The sequence below is a fragment of the Streptomyces sp. NPDC048644 genome (genome assembly GCF_043199105.1).
Lineage (GTDB): Bacteria > Actinomycetota > Actinomycetes > Streptomycetales > Streptomycetaceae > Streptomyces.
The window spans coordinates 156,768-175,637 of sequence record NZ_JBICVO010000017.1 but is presented as its reverse complement, the minus strand read 5'-3'; the positions used below and the strand labels follow the sequence as shown (position 1 = coordinate 175,637).

Below are 18,870 nucleotides of genomic sequence, written 5' to 3'. Positions count from 1 at the left end.
CCGGTGCCCACGCAGCCACCACGAAACCCACCGCATCGACAGTCCGGACAGTCCCTGCCGGGACGAACCGGAACCGCTTACTCAAGGATTAGGAATCACCGTGCAGATCGGCATCGGACTTCCGAATCAGGTCCGCAATGTCACCGCGTCGGCCCTGCCACGCTGGGCGGCCCGCGCTGAGGAAGCGGGCTTCTCCACCCTCGCCACGACCGGGCGCTACGCATACCCGAGTGTGAGCGACACCGTCGCGCTCGCGGCCTCGGCGGGGGCGACCACCACGATCGGACTGCTCAGCGCGGTCCTGCTGGCCCCGACCTGGCCCGGTGCCCTGCTGGCCAAGGAAATCGCGGGCATCGACGGGATCGCCGGCGGCCGTCTCACGCTCGGTATCGGCGTCGGATCGCGCGAGGACGAGTTCACCGTGCCAGGGCACGAACTGCACGGCCGTGGCGCGCGGTTGGAATCCGACCTGGCGACGTACCGCGAGATCTGGGCCGGGGAGCCGGTCGGCAACGGACCGAACCCGGCTGTGCCGTCGGGAACCCGGCAAGTCCCCATACTGTTCGGCGGGTACTCCGCTCGTGCGCTGGGCCGCATGGTGCGCTGGGGCGAGGGCTATATCGGCGGTTCGCTGCCGCCGCACATGACGGCACCCACATTCGAGGCGGCGAAACGGGCCTGGCGGGAGGCCGGCCGCCAGGGCGCTCCGAAACTCGTCGTGCTCGCCTACTTCGCACTGGGCGACACCGAGGCCGGACGGGCGAACATCCAGGACTTCTACCGGCTGGCCCCCAAGGAGATCGCCGACAACGCGGTGCTCCACACCACCCCGGAGACGATCGAGCGGTCCATCACGCAGTACACCGACCTCGGCATAGACGAGATCATCTTCGTTCCCGCCACGGACGACCTCGACGAGGTCACCAGGCTCGCCGACCTCGCCACCTGAACAACCGTCAGGAACCAACATCCGGCAAGACCCTCGAACACTCTGCGAGCATCACCGAACATGACGAACGAGGTCAAGGAACACACTCATCGCCGTTCCCGTAGGAGGTACTCGTCCCATGACGCATCAACTCCGCCCCGTCGATCTGGACTTCGCCGAGTCCGCGCCGCTGCGGCTGGTGTTCACGGCGGAGGTCGCCGCGCCGCCCGATGCGGTGTACACGGTGCTGGCCGACGATGTCGAGGGCTGGTCCGGCTGGTTCACCGGCGTCGCGCGCTCGGCGCCGACGGACGGCGGCAGGGGGCGGGACATCCGTCTGACGGGCGGCACCCGCTTCGCCGAGACGGTGCTGGCCGCGGAGCCGGACGCGCGGTACGCCTATCGCGTCGACCGCACCAACGCACCCGGTCTGCGGGCCCTGTTGGAGGACTGGCGGCTGACCCCGGCCGGCCGGGGCACCCGCGTGCGGTGGCTGTTCGCCGCGGACGGACCGGCCCCGCTCCGCTTCGCCCTGCTGCTCGCGCGGCCGGGCCTGGGCCGCGCCTTCCGCACCTCGGCGCGGGCCCTGGACCGCCGGTCGGCCGGGGACTGACACCGGCCGGCAGGCGCCTCAGTCCGGCCAGACTCCGCCGGCCAGGAAGGCGTCGAGGGTGCGCGCGTAGGGCGTGATGTCGAGGCCCTGGGCCGCAAGCCAGTCGTCCGAGTAGTACTTGTCGAGGTAGCGGTCGCCGGGGTCGCAGAGCAGGGTGACCACGGATCCGGTCCGTCCGGCGGCGACCATCTCGCCGACGATCTTCAGGGCGCTCCACAGCCCGGTGCCGGTCGACCCGCCCGCCTTGCGGCCGATCGCCGCTTCCAGGGCGCGTACGGCGGCGATGCTCGCCGCGTCGGGGACCTTCATCATCCGGTCGATCGCGCCGGGCACGAAGCTCGGTTCCATCCGGGGCCGGCCGATGCCCTCGATGCGGGAGGCGGTGGCGCAGTCGATCCCGGCGTCGCCGGTGCGCCAGCCGTCGAAGAAGCAGGAGTTCTCCGGGTCGGGGACGCAGATGCGGGTGTCGTACTGCATGTAGTGGACGTAGCGGGCGATGGTCGCCGAGGTGCCGCCGGTGCCCGCGGTCGCCACGATCCAGGCAGGCTCGGGGTAGCGCTCCAGGCGGAGCTGCTGGTAGATCGATTCCGCGATGTTGTTGTTGCCGCGCCAGTCCGTCGCCCGTTCGGCGTAGGTGAACTGATCCATGTAGTGACCGCCGGACTCGGCGGCGAGCTGCGCCGACACCTCGTAGACCGTGCGCGGGTCCTGGACGAGGTGGCAGGTGCCGCCGTGGAACTCGATCAGCCGGGTCTTCTCGCGGCTGGTGGTGGCCGGCATGACGGCGATGAACGGCACGCCGATCAGCGAGGCGAAGTACGCCTCGGACACGGCGGTGGAGCCGCTGGAGGACTCGATGACCGGCTTGCCGGGGCGGATCCAGCCGTTGCACAGTCCGTAGAGGAACAGGGAGCGGGCCAGCCGGTGCTTGAGGCTGCCGGTGGGGTGGGTGGACTCGTCCTTGAGGTAGAGGTCGATGCCCCACTCCTCGGGGAGCGGGAAGCGCAGGAGGTGGGTGTCGGCGGTGCGGTTGGCGTCCGCCTGGACCTTGCGGACGGCCTCTTTGAGCCAGCCGCGGTAGGCGGGATCCGTGCGGTCGACGTCGACGGTCGGCAGGGGGCCGCCTGCGGCGCCGTCGCGGGGCGGTCCTGGCGGCTGCTGTGCGGTGCTCACCGGCGGGCTCCTAGAGGGGGACGAAGCCCGCGCGAACGCCGGGCCGATCCCGACTATAGCCACCTCCCACACGCTTCTCACCTGCATAAACATCACTTTGACATCCCCCAAGGGGAGCCTGGGAAGGGGCTGTTCGCGCCGTCCAGGGGCTGTTCGCGCCGCACCAGAGGCACTGGTGCGACGGGCGAAGGCCGTGCACACTGCCCTTCAAGGGGCGGTGAGGGGCACCTGCCCGATCACCGAGGAGGTGGGGGCCATGGCCGAGCCGGAGTTCAACATGACCGGCGTACGGATCGAGCGATGGCTGAGGTCCTTGACGAGAGCCGGGCAGGTCGTCATCCGCGACGGCAGGCTCGCGCTGCTGACCAGCTACGGCACCGAGATCGACAGCGCGCCGCTCCAGGCGGTGCAGGCGCACAAGCCGCTGTTCGCGGCCCGCGACCGGGCGCTGGCCAGGCTGAACGGCCATCGGTATTCGCTGACGCTCGGCGCACCCGACCGTTTCCTGGACGCGGTGCAGGCGGCCAGAACACCCCGGACCTGAGGGCCGCGGACCGCCGCGCGAAGGGGGCGGGGGCAGGAGCGCGGCGGGCTGCCGCCGGGCGGACTGCGGTTGCGGGAGTGCGCTGCGGGGACGACCCTGGATCTGTATCACAGAGGGTTCACCAGCGGTGACGCTGTGGCATGCATCGGCATCGCTGGATCCGATCTTCGCTCCTGCCCGGCGGGAGCGCCCGGCCTCACCAGGGAGTCGCGGTCGTGATCAGGCAGCCCAGCAGGCATTGCACGGTGGAACTCCAGGCCCTTCCGGCCCGCATCGGCCAGGTACGCCGGATCGTCTCGGCGCAACTGCGGTACTGGCGCCTCGATCCGCTGATAGATCCCGCCGCGCTCGGCGTCACCGAACTCCTCGCCAATGTGCACCGCCACGCCCTGCCCAGCAAGCAGTGCACGGTCCAACTCCTGGTCCTCCTGGACCAGTTGACGGTCTCCGTGCACGACAGGGATCCGCGGCTGCCGTGCGTACGGGCCGCCGAGCCGTGGGAGACCTGCGGGCGCGGCCTCGCCCTGATCGCGTCACTCAGCGAGAGCTGGGGGGCGCGCCCGCACGGTTCGGGCAAGGTCGTGTGGTTCACCCTTCCCGCGCCGGGTCGCGTACCGGAGAAGGCCGTCCCGGTCGACACCGGCTGGGACGGGACGCTCCTGGCGGACGCCACCACGACTGCCGCCCCCCGCGCCGAAGTACGGAGCGCGGGGGTCGGCTGAGGGTGCGGCGGCGGCGGTGACGGTCACGCCGCGCTCCCCTTGGGCCCGGGGCCGAAGTGCTCCTCCAGGACAGCCATCCGGCGCCGGTACTCGTCCTCGTCGATCTCACCGGCGGCGAAGCGGCCACCGAGCACGGCGATCGGAGCCCGCACGTCGCCGTACGGCCGACGGCATCCCCCGCACCGCCGGGGAAGTACGCCGAGCGGGCACGACTACGCCGGGGCCGCAGCCTCTGCCACTCCCCTGACCTTGAACAATGTAACTACAGGTATGTACAGTGCGCTCATGAACGCCCGGGAACGGCTCGTCGAGAGCACTCAGGAACTGCTGTGGGAACGCGGCTACGTCGGCACCAGCCCGAAGGCCATCCTGGAACGCGCAGGCGTCGGCCAGGGCAGCATGTACCACCACTTCGACGGCAAGTCCGGCCTGGCGCTGGCCGCGATCCGACGCACCGCCGACGGCATGAAGGAGACCGCCGACGCGTGCCTCTCCGGCCCCGGCACGGCGTACGACCGGGTGGCCGGCTACCTGCTGCGCGAGCGGCAGGTGCTGCGCGGCTGCCCGGTCGGCCGGATGACGCAGGACCGCGACGTGGTGCGCAGCAGCGCGCTGCGGCAGCCGCTGGACGAGATGTTCGGCTGGCTCCAGGAGCGCATCGCCGGCGTACTCGGCGAAGGGGTGCGCCGCGGTGAACTCGCCGCGGGGCTCGACCCGGTGGCGACCGCGGCGACCGTCGCCGCCGTCGTCCAGGGCGGCTATGTGCTCGCCCGCGCGGCCGACTCGCCCGAGCCCTTCGACGCGGCGGTCCAGGGCGTACTGGCCCTCCTCGCCGCCCAGGTCACCACCCCCGCACCCTGACCCGGCCGCCGCCGCCCATCCCCACCTCGGAGTCCGTCATGCACGCCATGCAGTACGAGATCACCCTGCCCGCCGACTACGACATGGAGATCATCCGGGAGCGGGTGCGGTCCAGGGGACATCTGCTGGACGACTTCGACGGGCTCGGGCTCAAGGCGTACGGCATCCGCGAGCGCGGCACCGACGGGTCGCCCGTCAACGCGTATGCGCCGTTCTACCTGTGGGCCGACCCGCAGGCGATGAACCGGTTTCTGACCGGCGACGGATTCCGGGGCGTGATCCGTGACTTCGGGCGGCCGGCCGTCCAGCACTGGCAGGGTCTCTTCCACCGGGCGGGCCCGGCCCGCGAAACGGCTCCGCGGGCCTTCTCCCGGCGGACCACACCGCTCCCCGCTGATGCCGATCCGGCCACCGTCATCGCGGACGCGCTGGCCGGACACGAAGAGCTGGCCGGGACGGACGGGGTGCACACCACGGCGCTGGCCCTGGATCCCCGGCACTGGGAGCTGGTCCACTTCACCCTCTGGGCGGACGCGGCGCCGGAGGCCGCCGGTGTCCGCTATCAGGTGCTGCATCTGTCGGCCCCCGGCATCGGGCGGCTCGCCACCGGGCGGCAGTGGTGAACCGGGGCACCCCGGGCGGCCCCGCCCGCGCCGTCCGTACCGTCATCGGCGACATCGAACCCGCCGCGCTCGGTGTCTGCGACGCGCACGACCACCTCTTCCTGAGCAGCCCGCAACTGCCTGGCCAGGAACTGTCCGACCCGGAGGCCGCCGCCGCGGAACTGCACGCCTTCCGGGCGGCGGGCGGCGGCGCGGTGATCCAGTGGACGCCGTACGGCATGGGGCGCGGCGCCGCCGAACTCCCGCGTCTGGCACGCGAGTCGGGCGTGCGGATCGTCGCGGCGACCGGGCTGCACCAGGCCGTGCACTACCCGCCGGATGTGCTGGAGCGGGTCAGGTCCGGTCTGGCGGAGCTGTTCGTCGCCGAACTCACGGACGGGATCGGGGACACCGGCGTACGGGCCGGCCTGATCAAGGTCGCCGGAGGCTTCCACGGGCTGGACCGGCACGCGCGCCACACGATGGAGGCAGCGGCGGAGGCACAGCACGCCACCGGGGCGGTGATCGGCGTCCATCTGGAGCTGGGGACGGGCGCGCAGGACGTACTCGACCTGCTCTGCGGGACGCTGGAAGTGCCGCCGGACCGGGTGATCCTGGGGCACCTCAACCGCTCGCCCGATCTCACCGTGCACCGATGGGCGGCGCGAACGGGCGCGTTCCTGGCGTTCGACGGGCCGTCACGGGCGCACCACGCCACGGACTGGCGGCTGCCGGACGCACTGCGGGCGCTCGCCGACGCGGGGCACGGCGGGCAGCTCCTGCTGGGCGGCGACACCACGACGGCCGGTGCGCGGTCGGTGCGCGGCGGGCCGGGGATGCCGTATCTGCTGACCCGTCAACGGGCGCGGCTGGCCGCCGAAGTGGGGCCTGAGCTGGTGGAGGAGATCCTGACCTGCAACCCGGCCCGCGCGTTCGCGGCGCGGTGGAGCCGCTGAGCGGGCGGCCCGTCCGGAGGGTCCGGTGGAGTCGCGGAGCGGGCCGGGGCCGCCCGGAACGTCTGCCCGCCGTCACCTCTCCAGCGTGACGGCGATCCCCACGTGCGGGCGCCTGCCGCGGCGCAGCAGCGCGCCCCCGGTGTCCAGCAACCGGAACCGCAGCCCGTACTTGGCGGCCAACGCCCGTCGCACCCGGGCGAGTTCAGCGGGGCCCTCCAGCAGCCGCGCGGTGCCCCCGGACGTGGTCGCGCCGGCGGCGATGTTGCCGCGTACGTCGCACGGGGTGACGGTCACCCTGGTGTCGTTGCGCAGCCGCCTGACCTTCCCGCTGTCATCCCGCGTCCACACCAGGAGTTCGTCCCCGTCGGCCACCGCCCATACGGGGGTCGGTACCGGCGCGCCGCTCTTCCGGTGGGTGACGAGGCTGACGTAGTGGCTGCGGGCCAGGGCGTCGGGAATCATGGGCGGCAGCCTAAGGGGGGCCGCAGGCCGGGTCACCCATCGCCCGGCGGGGCACCCGGGGCGTGTCCGTGAAGTCCCGCCGCCAGGAAGCCGGATGGCGGGACGTCACGGACGCGCCTCAGCGCTCCAGGACGACCAGCGGGTCGTCCAGCACCGGCTGCCAGGCGAGTTCGGCGGCGCCGACGAGGCTGTTGTGGTCGAGGCTGCAGGGCAGGATCGGCACCCCGCCGCTGCGGCCCCACAGGCTGCGGTCGGCGACCACCGCGCGCAGCCGTTCGGGGTCGGTCTCCAGGAGGGTGCGGTGCAGCCCGCCCAGAATGATGCGGTCGGGGTTGAGGATGTTGACGAGCCCCGCGATGCCGAGGCCGAGGCGGTCGATGAGCAGGTCGGCGGCGGCGCGTACGGCCGGTTCCGCGTACTCGGTGCGCAGCAGCCCGGCGGCCTGGTGGAGCAGTGAGCCCTCGGGGCCTGGTGCGCGGCCCGCGGCGCCGAGGAAGGCGAGCGGGTCGGCCTCGACATCCAGGCAGCCGCGGCTTCCGCAGTGGCAGGGCGCGCCCTCGGGGTGCACCGTCAGGTGGCCGACCTCCAGGGCGAGGCCCGAACTGCCGCTGTGCAGGCGGCCGTCGATGACCAGCGCGCCGCCGACCCCGCGGTGCCCGGAGGCGACGCAGAGCAGGTCGCGGGCGCCGCGGCCGGCGCCGTGCCGGTGCTCGGCCAGTGCCATGAGGTTGACGTCGTTGCCGGTGAAGCCGATCTCCTCGGTCACACCGGGGATGCCCGCGTCGGCCAGTGCGCGCAGGAAGAGCGCCCGTACCGGGGCGCCGGCCGGCCAGGCGAGGTGGAGCGGGTTGAGTGCCTCGCCGTCCGGTTCGGCGACGGCCGATGGCACCGCGAGGCCGGCGCCGAGGCAGCGTCTGCCGCTCTCGGCCAGCAGTCCTGATCCGGCGGCGACGGCTTCGGCGAGCACATGGGCCGGGTCGGCGGGGATGGTGCCGCAGCCGGAGGCCGTCGCCACGATGCGCCCGCCGAGGCCGACCAGGGCGACGCGGAAGCCGTCGGCGTGGATCTGCGCGGCGAGCACGACGGGGCCGCGTTCGTCGATGAACAGGCGGTGGGACGGCCGTCCTTGGGAGCCGGCGGACGCGGTCGGCCGGGAGTCGACGATGATCAGCCCTAGGGCTTCCAGTTCGGCCGCGACCGCGCCTGCCGTCGCGCGGGTCACGCCGAGTTCCGATGTGAGGACCGCGCGGGTGGGGGCGCGTCCGGTGTGTACGAGCTCCAGTGCGGGTCCGAGAGCACCACGGCCCCGCTCCAGCCTGGTTGTCCGAGTCTGGGTCACGCCCCTATTCTGGCTTTGTGCCGACGCTAAACAAAATACGCTCGGCCCTTTCGTGGGCCAGTCCCCAGGAATCCACCGATCCCCGCCTCGCCACCCTCCGCCTCGCGATCACCGCGTTCTTCGCGATGGACGGCTTCCTCTTCGCCGGATGGGTCGTCCGCATCCCCGCGATCAAGGAACAGACCGGCGCGAGCGCGGGCTCGCTCGGGCTCGCGCTGCTCGGAGTCTCCGCGGGCGCCGTCGCGTTCATGATGCTCACCGGCCGCCTCTGCCGCCGGTTCGGCAGCCACGCGGTCACGGTCTGGTCGGGCGGTGCGATGGCGCTGAGCATCATCCTGCCACCCCTGACAGGTTCGGCGACCGCGCTGGGCCTGGTGCTGCTGGTGTTCGGCGCCGCCTACGGCTCGTTGAACGTCGCCATGAACAGCGCGGCCGTCGACCTGATCGGGGCGCTGCGGCGCCCGGTGATGCCGAGCTTCCACGCCGCCTTCAGCCTGGGCGGGATGGTCGGCGCCGGCCTCGGCGGGCTGATCGCCGGAGGGCTCTCCCCCACCGTCCACCTGCTGCTCCTCGCCGTCATCGGCCTGCTGGTGACGGCCGTCGCCGGACGCATGCTGCTGACCCACCCGGCCCCCGCCGCCCCGGAGCAACTGCCGGCGGACGGGGGCCCGGAGAGGCCGCGGGGCCCGTCGGGCGCGGGCCGCACGCGGCGGCCGGTGCTCGTCTTCGGGCTGATCGCGCTGTGCACCGCGTACGGGGAGGGCGCGATGGCCGACTGGGGCGCGCTGCACCTGTCGCAGGATCTGGCCGCCGGCCCCGGGCTCTCGGCCGCCGGGTACGCGGTCTTCGCGCTGGCCATGACGGCCGGGCGGCTGTCGGGCACGGCGGTGGTGCAGCGGATCGGCCCGGCCCGCGCGCTGGTCACAGGCGGCACGACCGCGACCGCGGGGCTGCTGCTCGGCGCGCTCGCCCCCGCCGCATGGGCGGCCTGCCTCGGCTTCGCGGTGGCCGGTCTCGGGCTCGCCAACATCTTCCCCATCGCCATCGCACGGGCCGGTGAGGCCGGCGGGCCAGGCGGCGTCGCCGCCGCCTCCACGGTCGGCTACGGCGGGATGCTGCTCGGCCCGCCCGCCATCGGATTCCTCGCCGAGGCGTTCGGACTCCCGGCCGCGCTGACGACGCTCGCGCTGCTCTCCGCCGTCGCCGTGCTCATCGCGTACGCGACGCGCGGGGCGCACCACACCGGGCGGACGTGAGACCGCTCGTACGGGTGAAGCCGCCGCCCTTGAGGGGTGGTTGGCGACCGGCGCGGCCGGTGCGGTGGTGGTGCGCGTGCCGCTGCCGGGATCCGGTATGCGCGCTCCGGCCGGCCGGTGGGGGCCGCGGGGGTCCGCTGTCAGTGGTGGCTGGCACACTCGTCGGTATGGAGATCACTGAGTTCGTCGAAGCACTGCGGCTGGACGGAGCGCTGCTCGCGGAGGCCGCGGAGGAGGCCGGGCCCGACGCCCGGATTCCGGCATGCCCGGAGTGGCAGATGCGCGATCTGGTCACCCATGTCGGGCGCGTGCACCGCTGGGCGACGCAGTACGTGACCGAGGGCACCGACCAGGCGTCGAGACCGCCCGAGGCCCCGGAACTCACCGACAAGGAACTGGTGCCGTGGCTGCGCGAGGGCCATCACCACCTCGTCGTGGCACTGCACACCGCCCCGCAGGACCTGTCGGCCTGGACGTTCCTGCCGGCGGATTCCCCGCTGGCCTTCTGGGCCCGCCGCCAGGCACACGAGACGTCCGTGCACCGCGTGGACGCCCAGCAGGCGCTCGGTGTCGGACTCACGCCGCTGCCGCGGGCGTTCGCGGCGGACGGCGTCGACGAACTGCTGGCCGGGATTCACTCCCAGGCCCGCAGCCGGGTGCGCAGCGACGTGCCGCGGACCCTGCGGCTGCGGGCGACGGACACGGCCGGTGCGGAGTGGTCGGTCCGGCTGTCCGAAGAGCCGCCGCACACCGTGCGTTCCGCGGACGCGGAAGGCGCCGAGGCCGGGCAGGACGCGGCGAAGCCGGCGGACTGCACGGTCGAGGGCCCGGCCGAGGCGCTCTACCTCGCCCTGTGGAACCGCACGCCCTGGGACGGCCTGTCGGTGAGCGGGGACGAGTCCCTGGTGCGTCTGTGGCAGGAGCGCGGCGGCATCTGACGGCCGGGCAGCGGGCGCACGTCACGCGGCGGATCCGGGGGGGGAAGCCCGATGGCTGCCATGACGGGGGGACGGCGGAGTGGCAGCCGTACGGACGAGGCGAGGCCGTTGCCCGTGACGGGGCAGGGGCGGGGAGTGGCCTGCGCGGCCAGGTCGTCAGCCGAGCCAGCCGGGGCACACCAGCCCCGACTCGTAGGCCAGCACGACCAGTTGGGCGCGGTCGCGGGCGCCGAGTTTGCTCGCGGCCTTGATGGTGGTCAGCGCGGTCCGTGCCTGCTCGGGGTCGTCGTCCAGCAGCGCGAGCCCGACCCCCGCCTGGACGTTGATGACGGAGATGCTGTGCGCGAGGACGTCGTGCAGCTCCCTGGCGATCCGCAGCCGCTCCTCGCCGCCCCGGCGGCGGACCGCCGCGACGCGCTCGGCCCGTACCTTGGCGAGCTGCTCCCGGCGTACCCGCACCAGCTCGGAGACCGCGACCACCGCCACCGCCCAGGCGGTGACGATGAGTTCCTGCCCCCAGGGGGCGGCGTGGTCGTGCGCGGGCGGCAGCCAGGCGGTAGAGCCAGTGGGCGAGGACGAGGTGGCTCAGCCACAGGCCGCCGAGCGCGGCCCAGGCGAGGCGCCGGTGCCCGCCGACGATCCCGGCGAACACCCCGAGCGCGGTGACCGCGAACACCGGCCCGTACGGGTATCCGGCGGCGAGGTAGCCGGCCGTCATCGCCGCGGTCCCGCAGGTGACGGTGCGCGGGAAGCGGTGGCGGAAGAGCAGCAGGACGCCGCCGATGCACAGCAGGGCGTACCCGACGTGGTCGAGCGGCACCCGCTGCGGCTGGTTCCGCCCGGCGAACCCCGAGCCGATCAGCACGACCGCGGTCACCAGGAGTGTGGAGAGCCAGGGCAGGCGGGTGCCGGCCGGGCCCCGTCGCTCCTCGCCCGGAGGCCGGAACCACCGCTCCGCCCCCGGGCGGTGCCGCGCCCGCGGCGGCCGTGCGTCGTCCATGCCCGTAACGCTGGACGGCGGTGGGGCGCGGGGCGTCAGCCCGGCGCGGTGAACGGGCGTACTCCCGCGGGAGTAGCGGGCGGGCGGTGCGGGGTCAGCGGGCGGCCAGGCCGACGTCGGCGGCGAGGCGGCGGACGGTGTGCGCAAAGAAGGCGTCCCGGTCCTCGATCACGCGGTGGAACTGGCCGAAGAGTTCGAAGCTGATCAGCCCGAAGAGCTGCGCCCAGACGGCGACGAGGGCCGCCGTGACCGGCGCGGGCAGCTCGATCTCCAGCTCCGCCGCGAGAGCCCGCGCCTCGTCCGCCACCGCGTCGGGCAGCGGCCCGGCAGGCTCCTGGAGCACACCGGCGGCATGGGCGTCACGGACCACGGCGATCAGCGCGAAGACGACCCGGCCCGCCGGGGCCGCGGTGTCGCGCGGCGCGTGGTAGCCGGGGACCGGCGAGCCGTAGATCAGCGCGTACTCGTGCGGATGGGCGAGGGCCCAGGAGCGGACGGCTGCGCAGACGGCGGTCCAGCGGCCGACGAGGGCCTCCGCTCCGGGATCCACAGCCTCCGGGTCCGCAGCCTCGGCAGCCGCGCCGATCGCGTTGTAGGCGTCGAGGATCAGCGCGGTGAGCAGGTCGTCGCGGCTGGGGAAGTAGCGGTAGAGCGCGGATGAGGCCATGCCCAGCTCGCGGGCGACGGCGCGCAGCGACAGCTTCGCCGCGCCATCGGCCGCGAGTTGCCTGCGGGCCTCGTCCTTGATGGCCGCGGTGATGTCGCTGCGGGCCCGCGCCCTGGCCCCTCGGATCGCCGTCATGGGACGGCAGTCTGCCACCGATCGGAGCACCGCACAAAAAAGAGAGCACTGCTCTTGCCATGCCATGACCTCATGGTGCACGCTGCTCACAAGAGAGAGCACCGCTCTCGTTGCGGGGGTTCCACCGCTCCCCACCCCGCCGCGCAGCAGCACGGCGGGAGCCGCCCACGACCACGCCCCGGAGGGCCGGATGTCCCACTACCTCAAGCCAGGCCGCCTGTCCGCCCGTCTCAACAGCGTCATCGGCTGGCTGGCCCGCCGGGGCATCAGCCTGGCCGGCTCGGCCGACCTGGCGGTACGCGGACGCAGGAGCGGCACCTGGCGGCGGATCCCGGTCAACCCGATGACCTTCGGCGACGGCCGCTACCTCGTCTCGGCGCGCGGCAACTCCGACTGGGTGCGCAACATGCGCGCCGCGGGCGGCGGGCGGCTCCAGGTCGGCCGCCGCACCCGCACGTTCACCGCCGTGGAGCTGCCGCCCGCCGAGACCCCCGCACTGCTGCGGGCCTATCTCCAGCGCTGGGGCTGGGAGGTGAAGTCGTTCTTCGGCGGGATCACCGCCGAATCCAGCGACGAGGAACTCCTCGCCGCGGCCCCCCGCCACCCCGTCTTCCGCATCACGGAGTCGTGATCACGGCGCAGTGATCACGGCGCCGCGGTGCGGGCCGGGTGAGGCACCCGGCCCGCCCGCGCGGCCTCATGGCCGGTCCATCGCCTCCAGGGCGCGCCGCGCCAACGGGTGGGTGCGGACCAGTTCGCCCAGCGTGGTCGTCCCGCGGGTGATCTTCGCGAAGGCGTTCCAGGCGGGCCGGAACCCGGTGAGCACGGCGTGCAGCAGGCCGGGCCTGCGGGAGAAGACGGCGTGCATCCGGCGGCCCACGCTCATCTCGACGCCGAGGCCAGCCTTGATGGCGAAGGCGTAGTTCAGGGCCTGCCGGCGGGCGTCCACGGCGTCGTGCGCCTCGGAGACGCGGACCGCCCACTCCCCCGCGAGCCGTCCGGACCGCAGCGCGAAGGAGATGCCCTCGCGCGTCCACGGCTCCAGCAGCCCCGCGGCGTCGCCCGCCACCAGCACCCGGCCGCGGGAGAGCGGCGAGTCGTCGGAGCGGCAGCGCGTCAGGTGTCCCGACGAGACGCTCGGCTCGAAACCTGCGAGACCGAGCCTGCCGATGAAGTCCTCCAGATACCGCTTGGTGGCCGCGCCCTCGCCGCGGGCGGAGATCACGCCGACCGTGAGGGTGTCGCCCTTGGGGAAGACCCAGCCGTAACTGCCGGGCAGCGGGCCCCAGTCGATGAGGACCCGGCCCGCCCAGTCGTCCGCGACCGTCGGCGGCACCGGAATTTCCGATTCCAGACCCAGGTCGACCTGGTCGAGCTTGACGCCGACATGCGCGCCTATCCGGCCCGAGCTGCCGTCGGCGCCGACGACCGCCCGCGCCAGGATGACCTCGCCGTCGGCGAGCACCACGGCGACGGTCCGCCGGTCGGGCACCGCGGTGCCGTGCTGCTCCACCCGCGAGACCGCGACACCCGTACGGATCTGCGCACCGGCGTCCTTCGCCGCCTTGACCAGCTCCTCGTCGAACTCGGGGCGGTTTATCAGGCCGAAGAGCATGTTCTTGGACCTGCGGGTGCGGGTCATCCTGCCGTTGAGCGAGAACGTCACGGCGTGCACGCGGTCCCGCAGCGGCAGCTCGAAGCCGGGCGGCAGGGAATCCCGCGAGGGGCCGATGATGCCGCCGCCACAGGTCTTGTAGCGGGGCAGTTCCGCTTTCTCCAGGAGCAGCACCCGGCGTCCCGTGCATGCCGCCGCGTGGGCCGCCGAGGCGCCCGCGGGCCCTGCGCCCACCACCACGACGTCCCACACCTGCTCGTTGTCCTCGGCTGCCTGCTCGCTGCTCACCTGTACTTCTGCTCCTGTTCGATTCCGCTGCGCCTACCGCCCGCATCCTACGGGCCGCTGCCGCGCGGACCGCCTGTGGGAACATCGGGAGCATTCACGCCTGCACGTCCGGCCCGTCCCGCGGCACCCCGCCGGACGTTCCGTCTGTCCAACGCCGCGCCCACAAGGAGCGTTCCATGTCTGACAGCCCGCTCGCCCACACCGTCGCCTCACTTCAGCCGCGCGCCCTGGCCGAACTGGCCGAGCTGGTGGCCTTCAAGTCGGTCGCGGACCCGGACCAGTTCCCCCGGAGCGAGTGCGAGGCGGCGGCGAGGTGGGTCGCCGACGCGCTGCGCGCCGACGGCTTCCAGGACGTCGCGCTGCTGGACACCCCGGACGGCACACAGTCCGTGTACGGCTTCCTGCCCGGCCCCGCCGGGGCGCCGACGGTGCTCCTGTACGCGCACTACGACGTGCAGCCGCCGCTCGACGAAGCCGCCTGGGTCTCGCCGCCGTTCGAGCTGACCGAGCGGGACGGCCGCTGGTACGGGCGCGGCGCCGCTGACTGCAAGGGCGGGGTGCTGATGCACCTGACGGCGCTGCGCGCGCTCAAGGAGCACGGCGGCGTCCCGGTCAACGTCAAGGTGATCGTGGAGGGTTCGGAGGAGCAGGGCACCGGCGGCCTGGAGCGGTACGCCGAGGCACACCCCGAGTTGCTGGCCGCCGACGCCATCGTCATCGGTGACACCGGCAACTTCCGCGTCGGACTGCCGACGGTGACCGCGACGCTGCGCGGCATGACGCTGGTGCGGGTCACGGTCGACACCCTGGGCGGCAACCTGCACTCCGGTCAGTTCGGCGGCGCGGCCCCCGACGCGCTGGCCGCGCTGATCCGGATCCTGGACTCGCTGCGCGCCGAAGACGGCTCCACGACCGTGAACGGGCTGGCCGCGGACGCCACCTGGGACGGCCTGCAGTACCCGGAGGAGGATTTCCGCAAGGACGCCAAGGTGCTGGACGGTGTCGGCCTGATCGGCTCGGGCTCGGTCGCCGACCGGATCTGGGCCCGCCCCGCGGTGACCGTGCTCGGCATCGACTGCCCGCCCGTCATAGGAGCCACCCCGTCCGTCCAGGCGGGCGCCCGCGCGCTGGTGAGCCTTCGGGTGCCGCCGGGCACCGACGCGGGCGAGGCGACGAAGCTCCTCCTGGCGCACCTGGAGAACACCGCCCCCTGGGGCGCGCGGGTGACCACCGAACAGATCGGCCAGGGCCAGGCGTTCCGCGCCGACACCGACAGCCCGGCGTACGCGTCGATGGCGTCGGCGCTGCGCGAGGCGTACGACGGCGAGGAGATGCAGACGTCCGGTATGGGTGGCTCCATCCCGCTGTGCAACACCCTGGCCGGGCTCTACCCGGAGGCGGAGATCCTGCTGATCGGGCTGAGCGAGCCGGACGCGCAGATCCACGCGGTCAACGAGAGCGTCTCCCCCGAGGAGTTGGAGCGGCTGTCCCTCGCCGAGGCGCTGTTCCTCCAGGAGTACGCGGCGAGCCGGGGCTGACGGACGTACCGGCCGGGGCCGCCTCCGGGACAACGGGGGCGGCCTCCCGGCCCGTCGGGGCGGCGCCTGGCGAGCGGTTCAGCCGCCGGTCGGCACCCCGGCTTCCAGCAGGAGGGGGCACCCCTGTTCGCGGGCGCGCAGGGCCCAGCGCAGGCGGTGGAAGCGCACCGGCGGCAGCATGCGCTCCGCCTCGGCCTCGGTGACGAAGCGCCAGTCGCGCAGTTCGGAGCCGGGCAGCAGCAGGGCGCTGGTCTGGTCTTCGGTGAGCCTGCCGCCGTCGAACAGCAGCCGCAGGCCGCCGAATCCGGGCGGGTCGGGCGCTTCCCAGTCGAGGACGAGCAGGCGCGGCGTGCGGGGAAGCTGGAGGCCCAGCTCTTCGGCGACCTCACGGATGCCGGCGCGGGTGGGCGGCTCACCGTGTTCGACGATGCCGCCGGGGAATTCCCAGCCCGGCTTGTAGGTGGGATCGACGAGGAGCACCCGGTCCTCGTCGTCGAAGAGCAGCACACCTGCCGCGAGGGTTTCGGCGGTCGGTTCGGGCGTCTGCACGATGCCGCAGTCACCGGTGCCCGAGCGGACCGCCTCGGCTATCTGCTCGGCGGTCTGCCGGGGCGTCAGCAGCCCGGTGTCCACGACGTGCGCGTCGTCCTTGAGCCAGCTCAACGCCTCGGCGTACGGGCCGAGGTGGTCCAGGCTCCAGCGGCGTACCGGCGCGGCGCTCCCGTCGTCGCCCGCGCTCTCCTCGCGGCGGGCGACCCGTTCGCGCAGGATCGTTTCCCCCGCATCGAGCAGAAAGTGCTGCACCGGAATGCGGCGGGCCGCCAGGGAGCCGAAGATCTCGTCGCGGTACTCCTGGCGCAGCAGCGTCATCGGCGTCACCAAAGGCCCCGGCACCTCGGTCAGCAGCGCCGCCGCGGTGTCCACGACCATCCGGCGCCAGGCCGGCAGGTCCTGGAAGTCGTCGACCTCCGCGAGGCGCTTGGCCGGCAGCATCATCCGCAGGCCGTATCCGAGGAGTTCCGGGTCGTAGAGCGTGCTTCCGGGAAGCAGGTCGAGCAATTCTTGAGCCGTAGTGGTCTTGCCCGCACCGAACGTGCCGTTCAGCCAGACGATCACGGTTTCCCCTCTTCCCTAGACCCAGGTGAGTTGCCCGCACCACCCTGCCACGCAATCGCTGCGCATCACGGGTCGCACGCGCAACCGGGGACCGCGCGCAATTCCGGCGGTGGTGCGTACGCGGGGGACTGCGCGGCCCCCGTGCGCGCGCCGGTCGTGGAATGCGCCACGGCGGGGATGTCATCCGCCACATCCCGCCCCGCGAAGCCCTCGGCAAACAAGCGCTCCCCAACGCTTCCCATACCGAAACCCCCGCCTGCATACCGGCATCACGCATGACAGGCTCCGCATATGACGGCGGCCCATCGCCCGCCCGAACGGCCTTCCGCTCGGTCTGCACGCCTTCCCCGCAGCAGGGAATCCATGCTGAATTACCGTTACCGCCAAGGGAATTGCGGAATGGAGCGGATGGGAATCCACCGAAGTGCGGTGAGAACACCCGGATATCCGCCTCCCGCACCCGTCGCGCGGGCCGTTCGGCGCGGTATCCGGCAGGGGCCTACGAGCCGAAGGGGCGAGAGGGGCGAAGAAGCTCCGTCCTCGGCGCTTCACCGTTGCGTCCGCCCCACACTCCACCCACCGAATCCAACAGAACCGAACGGCGTCGCAGCCGATCCGCCCGGCAACCGCCCCTCCCACCCCCGCGGTATGGCCCGTCGGTACACATTCCAGCCACCCCGCCCCAGCTCTTCCAACATACTCCAACACGCTCTACCGTAATCACGCACTCGACAGTGATCGGTACATGGCAACACCCGGGGCGACCGCACCTCCCCCGCATCTCCCCCGTCTTTCCCCGCACTTCCCTGCACCTCGCCCGAGGACGGAGAACGTGATCATGCACCTGCACCCGCGCACCACCCCACGGCGGCGCCGACGGACCCTCGTCGGAGCGGTCTTCGCCGCGCTGCTGTGCACCTCCGGAGCCACCGCCCTGCCGGCCGCCGCCCACGATGCCGCGCCCGCCGCACGCCCCGGCGGGGCACCCGAGCTGCCCGGCGGTCTCGCCGCCACTCCCCCCATGGGGTTCAACAACTGGAACTCCACCCACTGCCGCCCGGAATTCAACGAGGAGATGGTCAAGGGCATCGCCGACCTCTTCCTCGACAAGGGCCTCAAGGACGCCGGCTACCAGTACGTCAATCTCGACGACTGCTGGGCGCTGCCCGAACGGGACGCGGACGGCAAACTCGTCCCCGATCCGCAGCGCTTCCCGCACGGCATCAAGGCGGTCGCCGACTACGTCCACTCCAAGGGCCTGAAGTTCGGCATCTACACCAGCGCCGGCACCAAGACCTGTAGCGATATCGGCTTCCCCGGAGCGCTGGGCCACGAGGCTTCCGACGCGCAGCAGTTCGCCGACTGGGGCGTGGACTATCTCAAGTACGACAACTGCAACAACCAGTGGGTGGACGCCCGGCAGCGCTACGTCGCGATGCGCGACGCGCTCAAGGCCACCGGCCGCCCCATCGTCTACAGCATCTGCGAATGGGGCGAGAACAAGCCCTGGGAATGGGCGGCTGACGTAGGCCACCTGTGGCGCACCACAGGTGACATCAGCGACAACTGGCCGAGCATGCTGGACATCCTCAAGCAGAACCTGCCGCTGGCGCCGCACGCGGGCCCAGGGCACTGGAACGACCCGGACATGCTGGAGGTGGGCAACGGCGGCATGACCGACACCGAATACCGCAGCCACTTCTCCCTCTGGTCGATGATGTCCGCGCCGCTGCTGATCGGCTCCGACCTGCGCACGGCGACCCCGGCGACGTACGAGATCCTGGACAACAAGGACGTCATCGCCCTCGACCAGGACCCGCTGGGCAAGCAGGCGACGGTGCTGGACTCCACGGACGGCCGCTGGACGCTGGTCAAGGAACTGGCCAACGGTGACCGCGCGGTCGCCCTGTTCAACGAAACGGACACCGCTCAGCGGATCACCACCAGCGCGACGGCGATCGGCCTGCCGCAGGCCGACGGCTACCGGCTGCGCGACCTGTGGCAGCACGACGACCTGCACACCACGGGCGACGTCTCGGCGGACGTCCCGGCGCACGGCACCGTCGTCTACCGGATCTCCGCCGAGGGGAAGGCCGCCGGCGGCACCGGGCGCGCCG

Annotated in this window: 18 protein-coding genes and 2 pseudogenes; 12 read left to right on the top strand and 8 right to left on the bottom strand. The window is 72.8% G+C overall.

Annotated elements, in window-relative coordinates; genetic code table 11:
* Positions 1 to 100 precede the first annotated feature (100 nt).
* Positions 101 to 949 (top strand): LLM class flavin-dependent oxidoreductase, encoded by an 849-nt coding sequence (locus ACGFNI_RS30270; protein ID WP_393688021.1) that lies wholly within the window; start codon positions 101 to 103, stop codon positions 947 to 949.
* A 118-nt stretch (positions 950 to 1,067) separates the two neighbouring features.
* A complete protein-coding gene (locus tag ACGFNI_RS30265; protein ID WP_393688019.1) occupies positions 1,068 to 1,541 on the top strand; it encodes an SRPBCC family protein in 474 nt (157 codons plus the stop codon).
* Between the two features lie 18 nt (positions 1,542 to 1,559).
* Here ACGFNI_RS30265 and ACGFNI_RS30260 read toward each other — a convergent pair whose 3' ends face one another.
* Positions 1,560 to 2,714: a PLP-dependent cysteine synthase family protein gene (locus ACGFNI_RS30260; protein WP_393688017.1), complete on the bottom strand. Its 1,155-nt coding sequence runs from the start codon at positions 2,712 to 2,714 to the stop codon at positions 1,560 to 1,562.
* A 256-nt stretch (positions 2,715 to 2,970) separates the two neighbouring features.
* Between ACGFNI_RS30260 and ACGFNI_RS30255 the strand changes: the two genes are divergently transcribed.
* Together ACGFNI_RS30255 and ACGFNI_RS30250 are read left to right on the top strand one after the other, a co-directional pair.
* Positions 2,971 to 3,258 carry a hypothetical protein gene (locus ACGFNI_RS30255; protein WP_393688015.1) on the top strand — a complete coding sequence of 96 codons (288 nt, stop codon included), beginning with the start codon at positions 2,971 to 2,973 and terminating at the stop codon, positions 3,256 to 3,258.
* A 215-nt stretch (positions 3,259 to 3,473) separates the two neighbouring features.
* Positions 3,474 to 3,980, top strand: a complete 507-nt coding sequence (locus tag ACGFNI_RS30250; protein WP_393688013.1) for an ATP-binding protein — start codon at positions 3,474 to 3,476, stop codon at positions 3,978 to 3,980.
* Positions 3,981 to 4,003: 23 nt separating this feature from the next.
* On the opposite strand, the gene ACGFNI_RS30245 is transcribed toward ACGFNI_RS30250, so the two are convergent.
* Positions 4,004 to 4,132: an SHOCT domain-containing protein gene (locus ACGFNI_RS30245; RefSeq protein ID WP_393688011.1), complete on the bottom strand. Its 129-nt coding sequence runs from the start codon at positions 4,130 to 4,132 to the stop codon at positions 4,004 to 4,006.
* 133 nt (positions 4,133 to 4,265) lie between these two features.
* Here ACGFNI_RS30245 and ACGFNI_RS30240 point away from each other — a divergent pair, with 133 nt between their 5' ends.
* From ACGFNI_RS30240 to ACGFNI_RS30230, 3 genes are read left to right on the top strand one after another with little or no spacing between them, the layout of a single operon-like run.
* Positions 4,266 to 4,841 (top strand): TetR/AcrR family transcriptional regulator, encoded by a 576-nt coding sequence (locus tag ACGFNI_RS30240; protein ID WP_393688009.1) that lies wholly within the window; start codon positions 4,266 to 4,268, stop codon positions 4,839 to 4,841.
* Positions 4,842 to 4,879: 38 nt separating this feature from the next.
* A complete protein-coding gene (locus tag ACGFNI_RS30235) occupies positions 4,880 to 5,464 on the top strand; it encodes a DUF4865 family protein (RefSeq protein WP_393688007.1) in 585 nt (194 codons plus the stop codon).
* Positions 5,461 to 6,399 carry a phosphotriesterase gene (locus tag ACGFNI_RS30230; protein WP_393688005.1) on the top strand — a complete coding sequence of 313 codons (939 nt, stop codon included), beginning with the start codon at positions 5,461 to 5,463 and terminating at the stop codon, positions 6,397 to 6,399. Before ACGFNI_RS30235 ends, ACGFNI_RS30230 begins: the two co-directional genes overlap by 4 nt.
* Positions 6,400 to 6,471: 72 nt before the next feature.
* Here the strand turns inward: ACGFNI_RS30230 and ACGFNI_RS30225 are convergent, their stop codons facing one another.
* Positions 6,472 to 6,861: a PPOX class F420-dependent oxidoreductase gene (locus ACGFNI_RS30225; protein WP_393688004.1), complete on the bottom strand. Its 390-nt coding sequence runs from the start codon at positions 6,859 to 6,861 to the stop codon at positions 6,472 to 6,474.
* A 118-nt stretch (positions 6,862 to 6,979) separates the two neighbouring features.
* Positions 6,980 to 8,200: an ROK family protein gene (locus ACGFNI_RS30220; protein WP_393688002.1), complete on the bottom strand. Its 1,221-nt coding sequence runs from the start codon at positions 8,198 to 8,200 to the stop codon at positions 6,980 to 6,982.
* A 17-nt stretch (positions 8,201 to 8,217) separates the two neighbouring features.
* On the opposite strand from ACGFNI_RS30220, the gene ACGFNI_RS30215 reads away from it, so the two are divergent.
* Both ACGFNI_RS30215 and ACGFNI_RS30210 read left to right on the top strand, forming a co-directional pair.
* A complete protein-coding gene (locus tag ACGFNI_RS30215; protein ID WP_393688000.1) occupies positions 8,218 to 9,456 on the top strand; it encodes an MFS transporter in 1,239 nt (412 codons plus the stop codon).
* A 167-nt stretch (positions 9,457 to 9,623) separates the two neighbouring features.
* The gene (locus tag ACGFNI_RS30210) at positions 9,624 to 10,394 is read left to right on the top strand and encodes a maleylpyruvate isomerase family mycothiol-dependent enzyme (protein ID WP_393687999.1); all 771 of its coding nucleotides are present in this window, start codon (positions 9,624 to 9,626) and stop codon (positions 10,392 to 10,394) included.
* Between the two features lie 234 nt (positions 10,395 to 10,628).
* On the opposite strand, the pseudogene ACGFNI_RS30205 reads toward ACGFNI_RS30210, so the two are convergent.
* A pseudogene (locus tag ACGFNI_RS30205) lies at positions 10,629 to 11,394 on the bottom strand (histidine kinase dimerization/phosphoacceptor domain-containing protein); the annotation flags it as partial.
* Positions 11,395 to 11,488: 94 nt separating this feature from the next.
* Positions 11,489 to 12,196 (bottom strand): TetR/AcrR family transcriptional regulator, encoded by a 708-nt coding sequence (locus tag ACGFNI_RS30200; protein ID WP_393687997.1) that lies wholly within the window; start codon positions 12,194 to 12,196, stop codon positions 11,489 to 11,491.
* A gap of 190 nt (positions 12,197 to 12,386) precedes the next feature.
* Here ACGFNI_RS30200 and ACGFNI_RS30195 point away from each other — a divergent pair, with 190 nt between their 5' ends.
* The gene (locus tag ACGFNI_RS30195; RefSeq protein WP_393687995.1) at positions 12,387 to 12,827 is read left to right on the top strand and encodes a nitroreductase family deazaflavin-dependent oxidoreductase; all 441 of its coding nucleotides are present in this window, start codon (positions 12,387 to 12,389) and stop codon (positions 12,825 to 12,827) included.
* A gap of 66 nt (positions 12,828 to 12,893) precedes the next feature.
* On the opposite strand, the gene ACGFNI_RS30190 is transcribed toward ACGFNI_RS30195, so the two are convergent.
* The gene (locus ACGFNI_RS30190; RefSeq protein ID WP_393687994.1) at positions 12,894 to 14,099 is read right to left on the bottom strand and encodes a geranylgeranyl reductase family protein; all 1,206 of its coding nucleotides are present in this window, start codon (positions 14,097 to 14,099) and stop codon (positions 12,894 to 12,896) included.
* Positions 14,100 to 14,275: 176 nt separating this feature from the next.
* Between ACGFNI_RS30190 and ACGFNI_RS30185 the strand changes: the two genes are divergently transcribed.
* The gene (locus ACGFNI_RS30185) at positions 14,276 to 15,637 is read left to right on the top strand and encodes a dipeptidase (protein WP_393687992.1); all 1,362 of its coding nucleotides are present in this window, start codon (positions 14,276 to 14,278) and stop codon (positions 15,635 to 15,637) included.
* Between the two features lie 78 nt (positions 15,638 to 15,715).
* Here the strand turns inward: ACGFNI_RS30185 and ACGFNI_RS30180 are convergent, their stop codons facing one another.
* Positions 15,716 to 16,753, bottom strand: coding sequence for an NUDIX domain-containing protein (locus tag ACGFNI_RS30180; protein WP_393687990.1), 1,038 nt, complete (start codon positions 16,751 to 16,753; stop codon positions 15,716 to 15,718).
* Positions 16,754 to 17,591: 838 nt separating this feature from the next.
* On the opposite strand from ACGFNI_RS30180, the pseudogene ACGFNI_RS30175 reads away from it, so the two are divergent.
* Positions 17,592 to 18,839 (top strand): annotated as a pseudogene (locus tag ACGFNI_RS30175) (glycoside hydrolase family 27 protein); the annotation flags it as partial.
* Positions 18,840 to 18,870 lie beyond the last annotated feature (31 nt).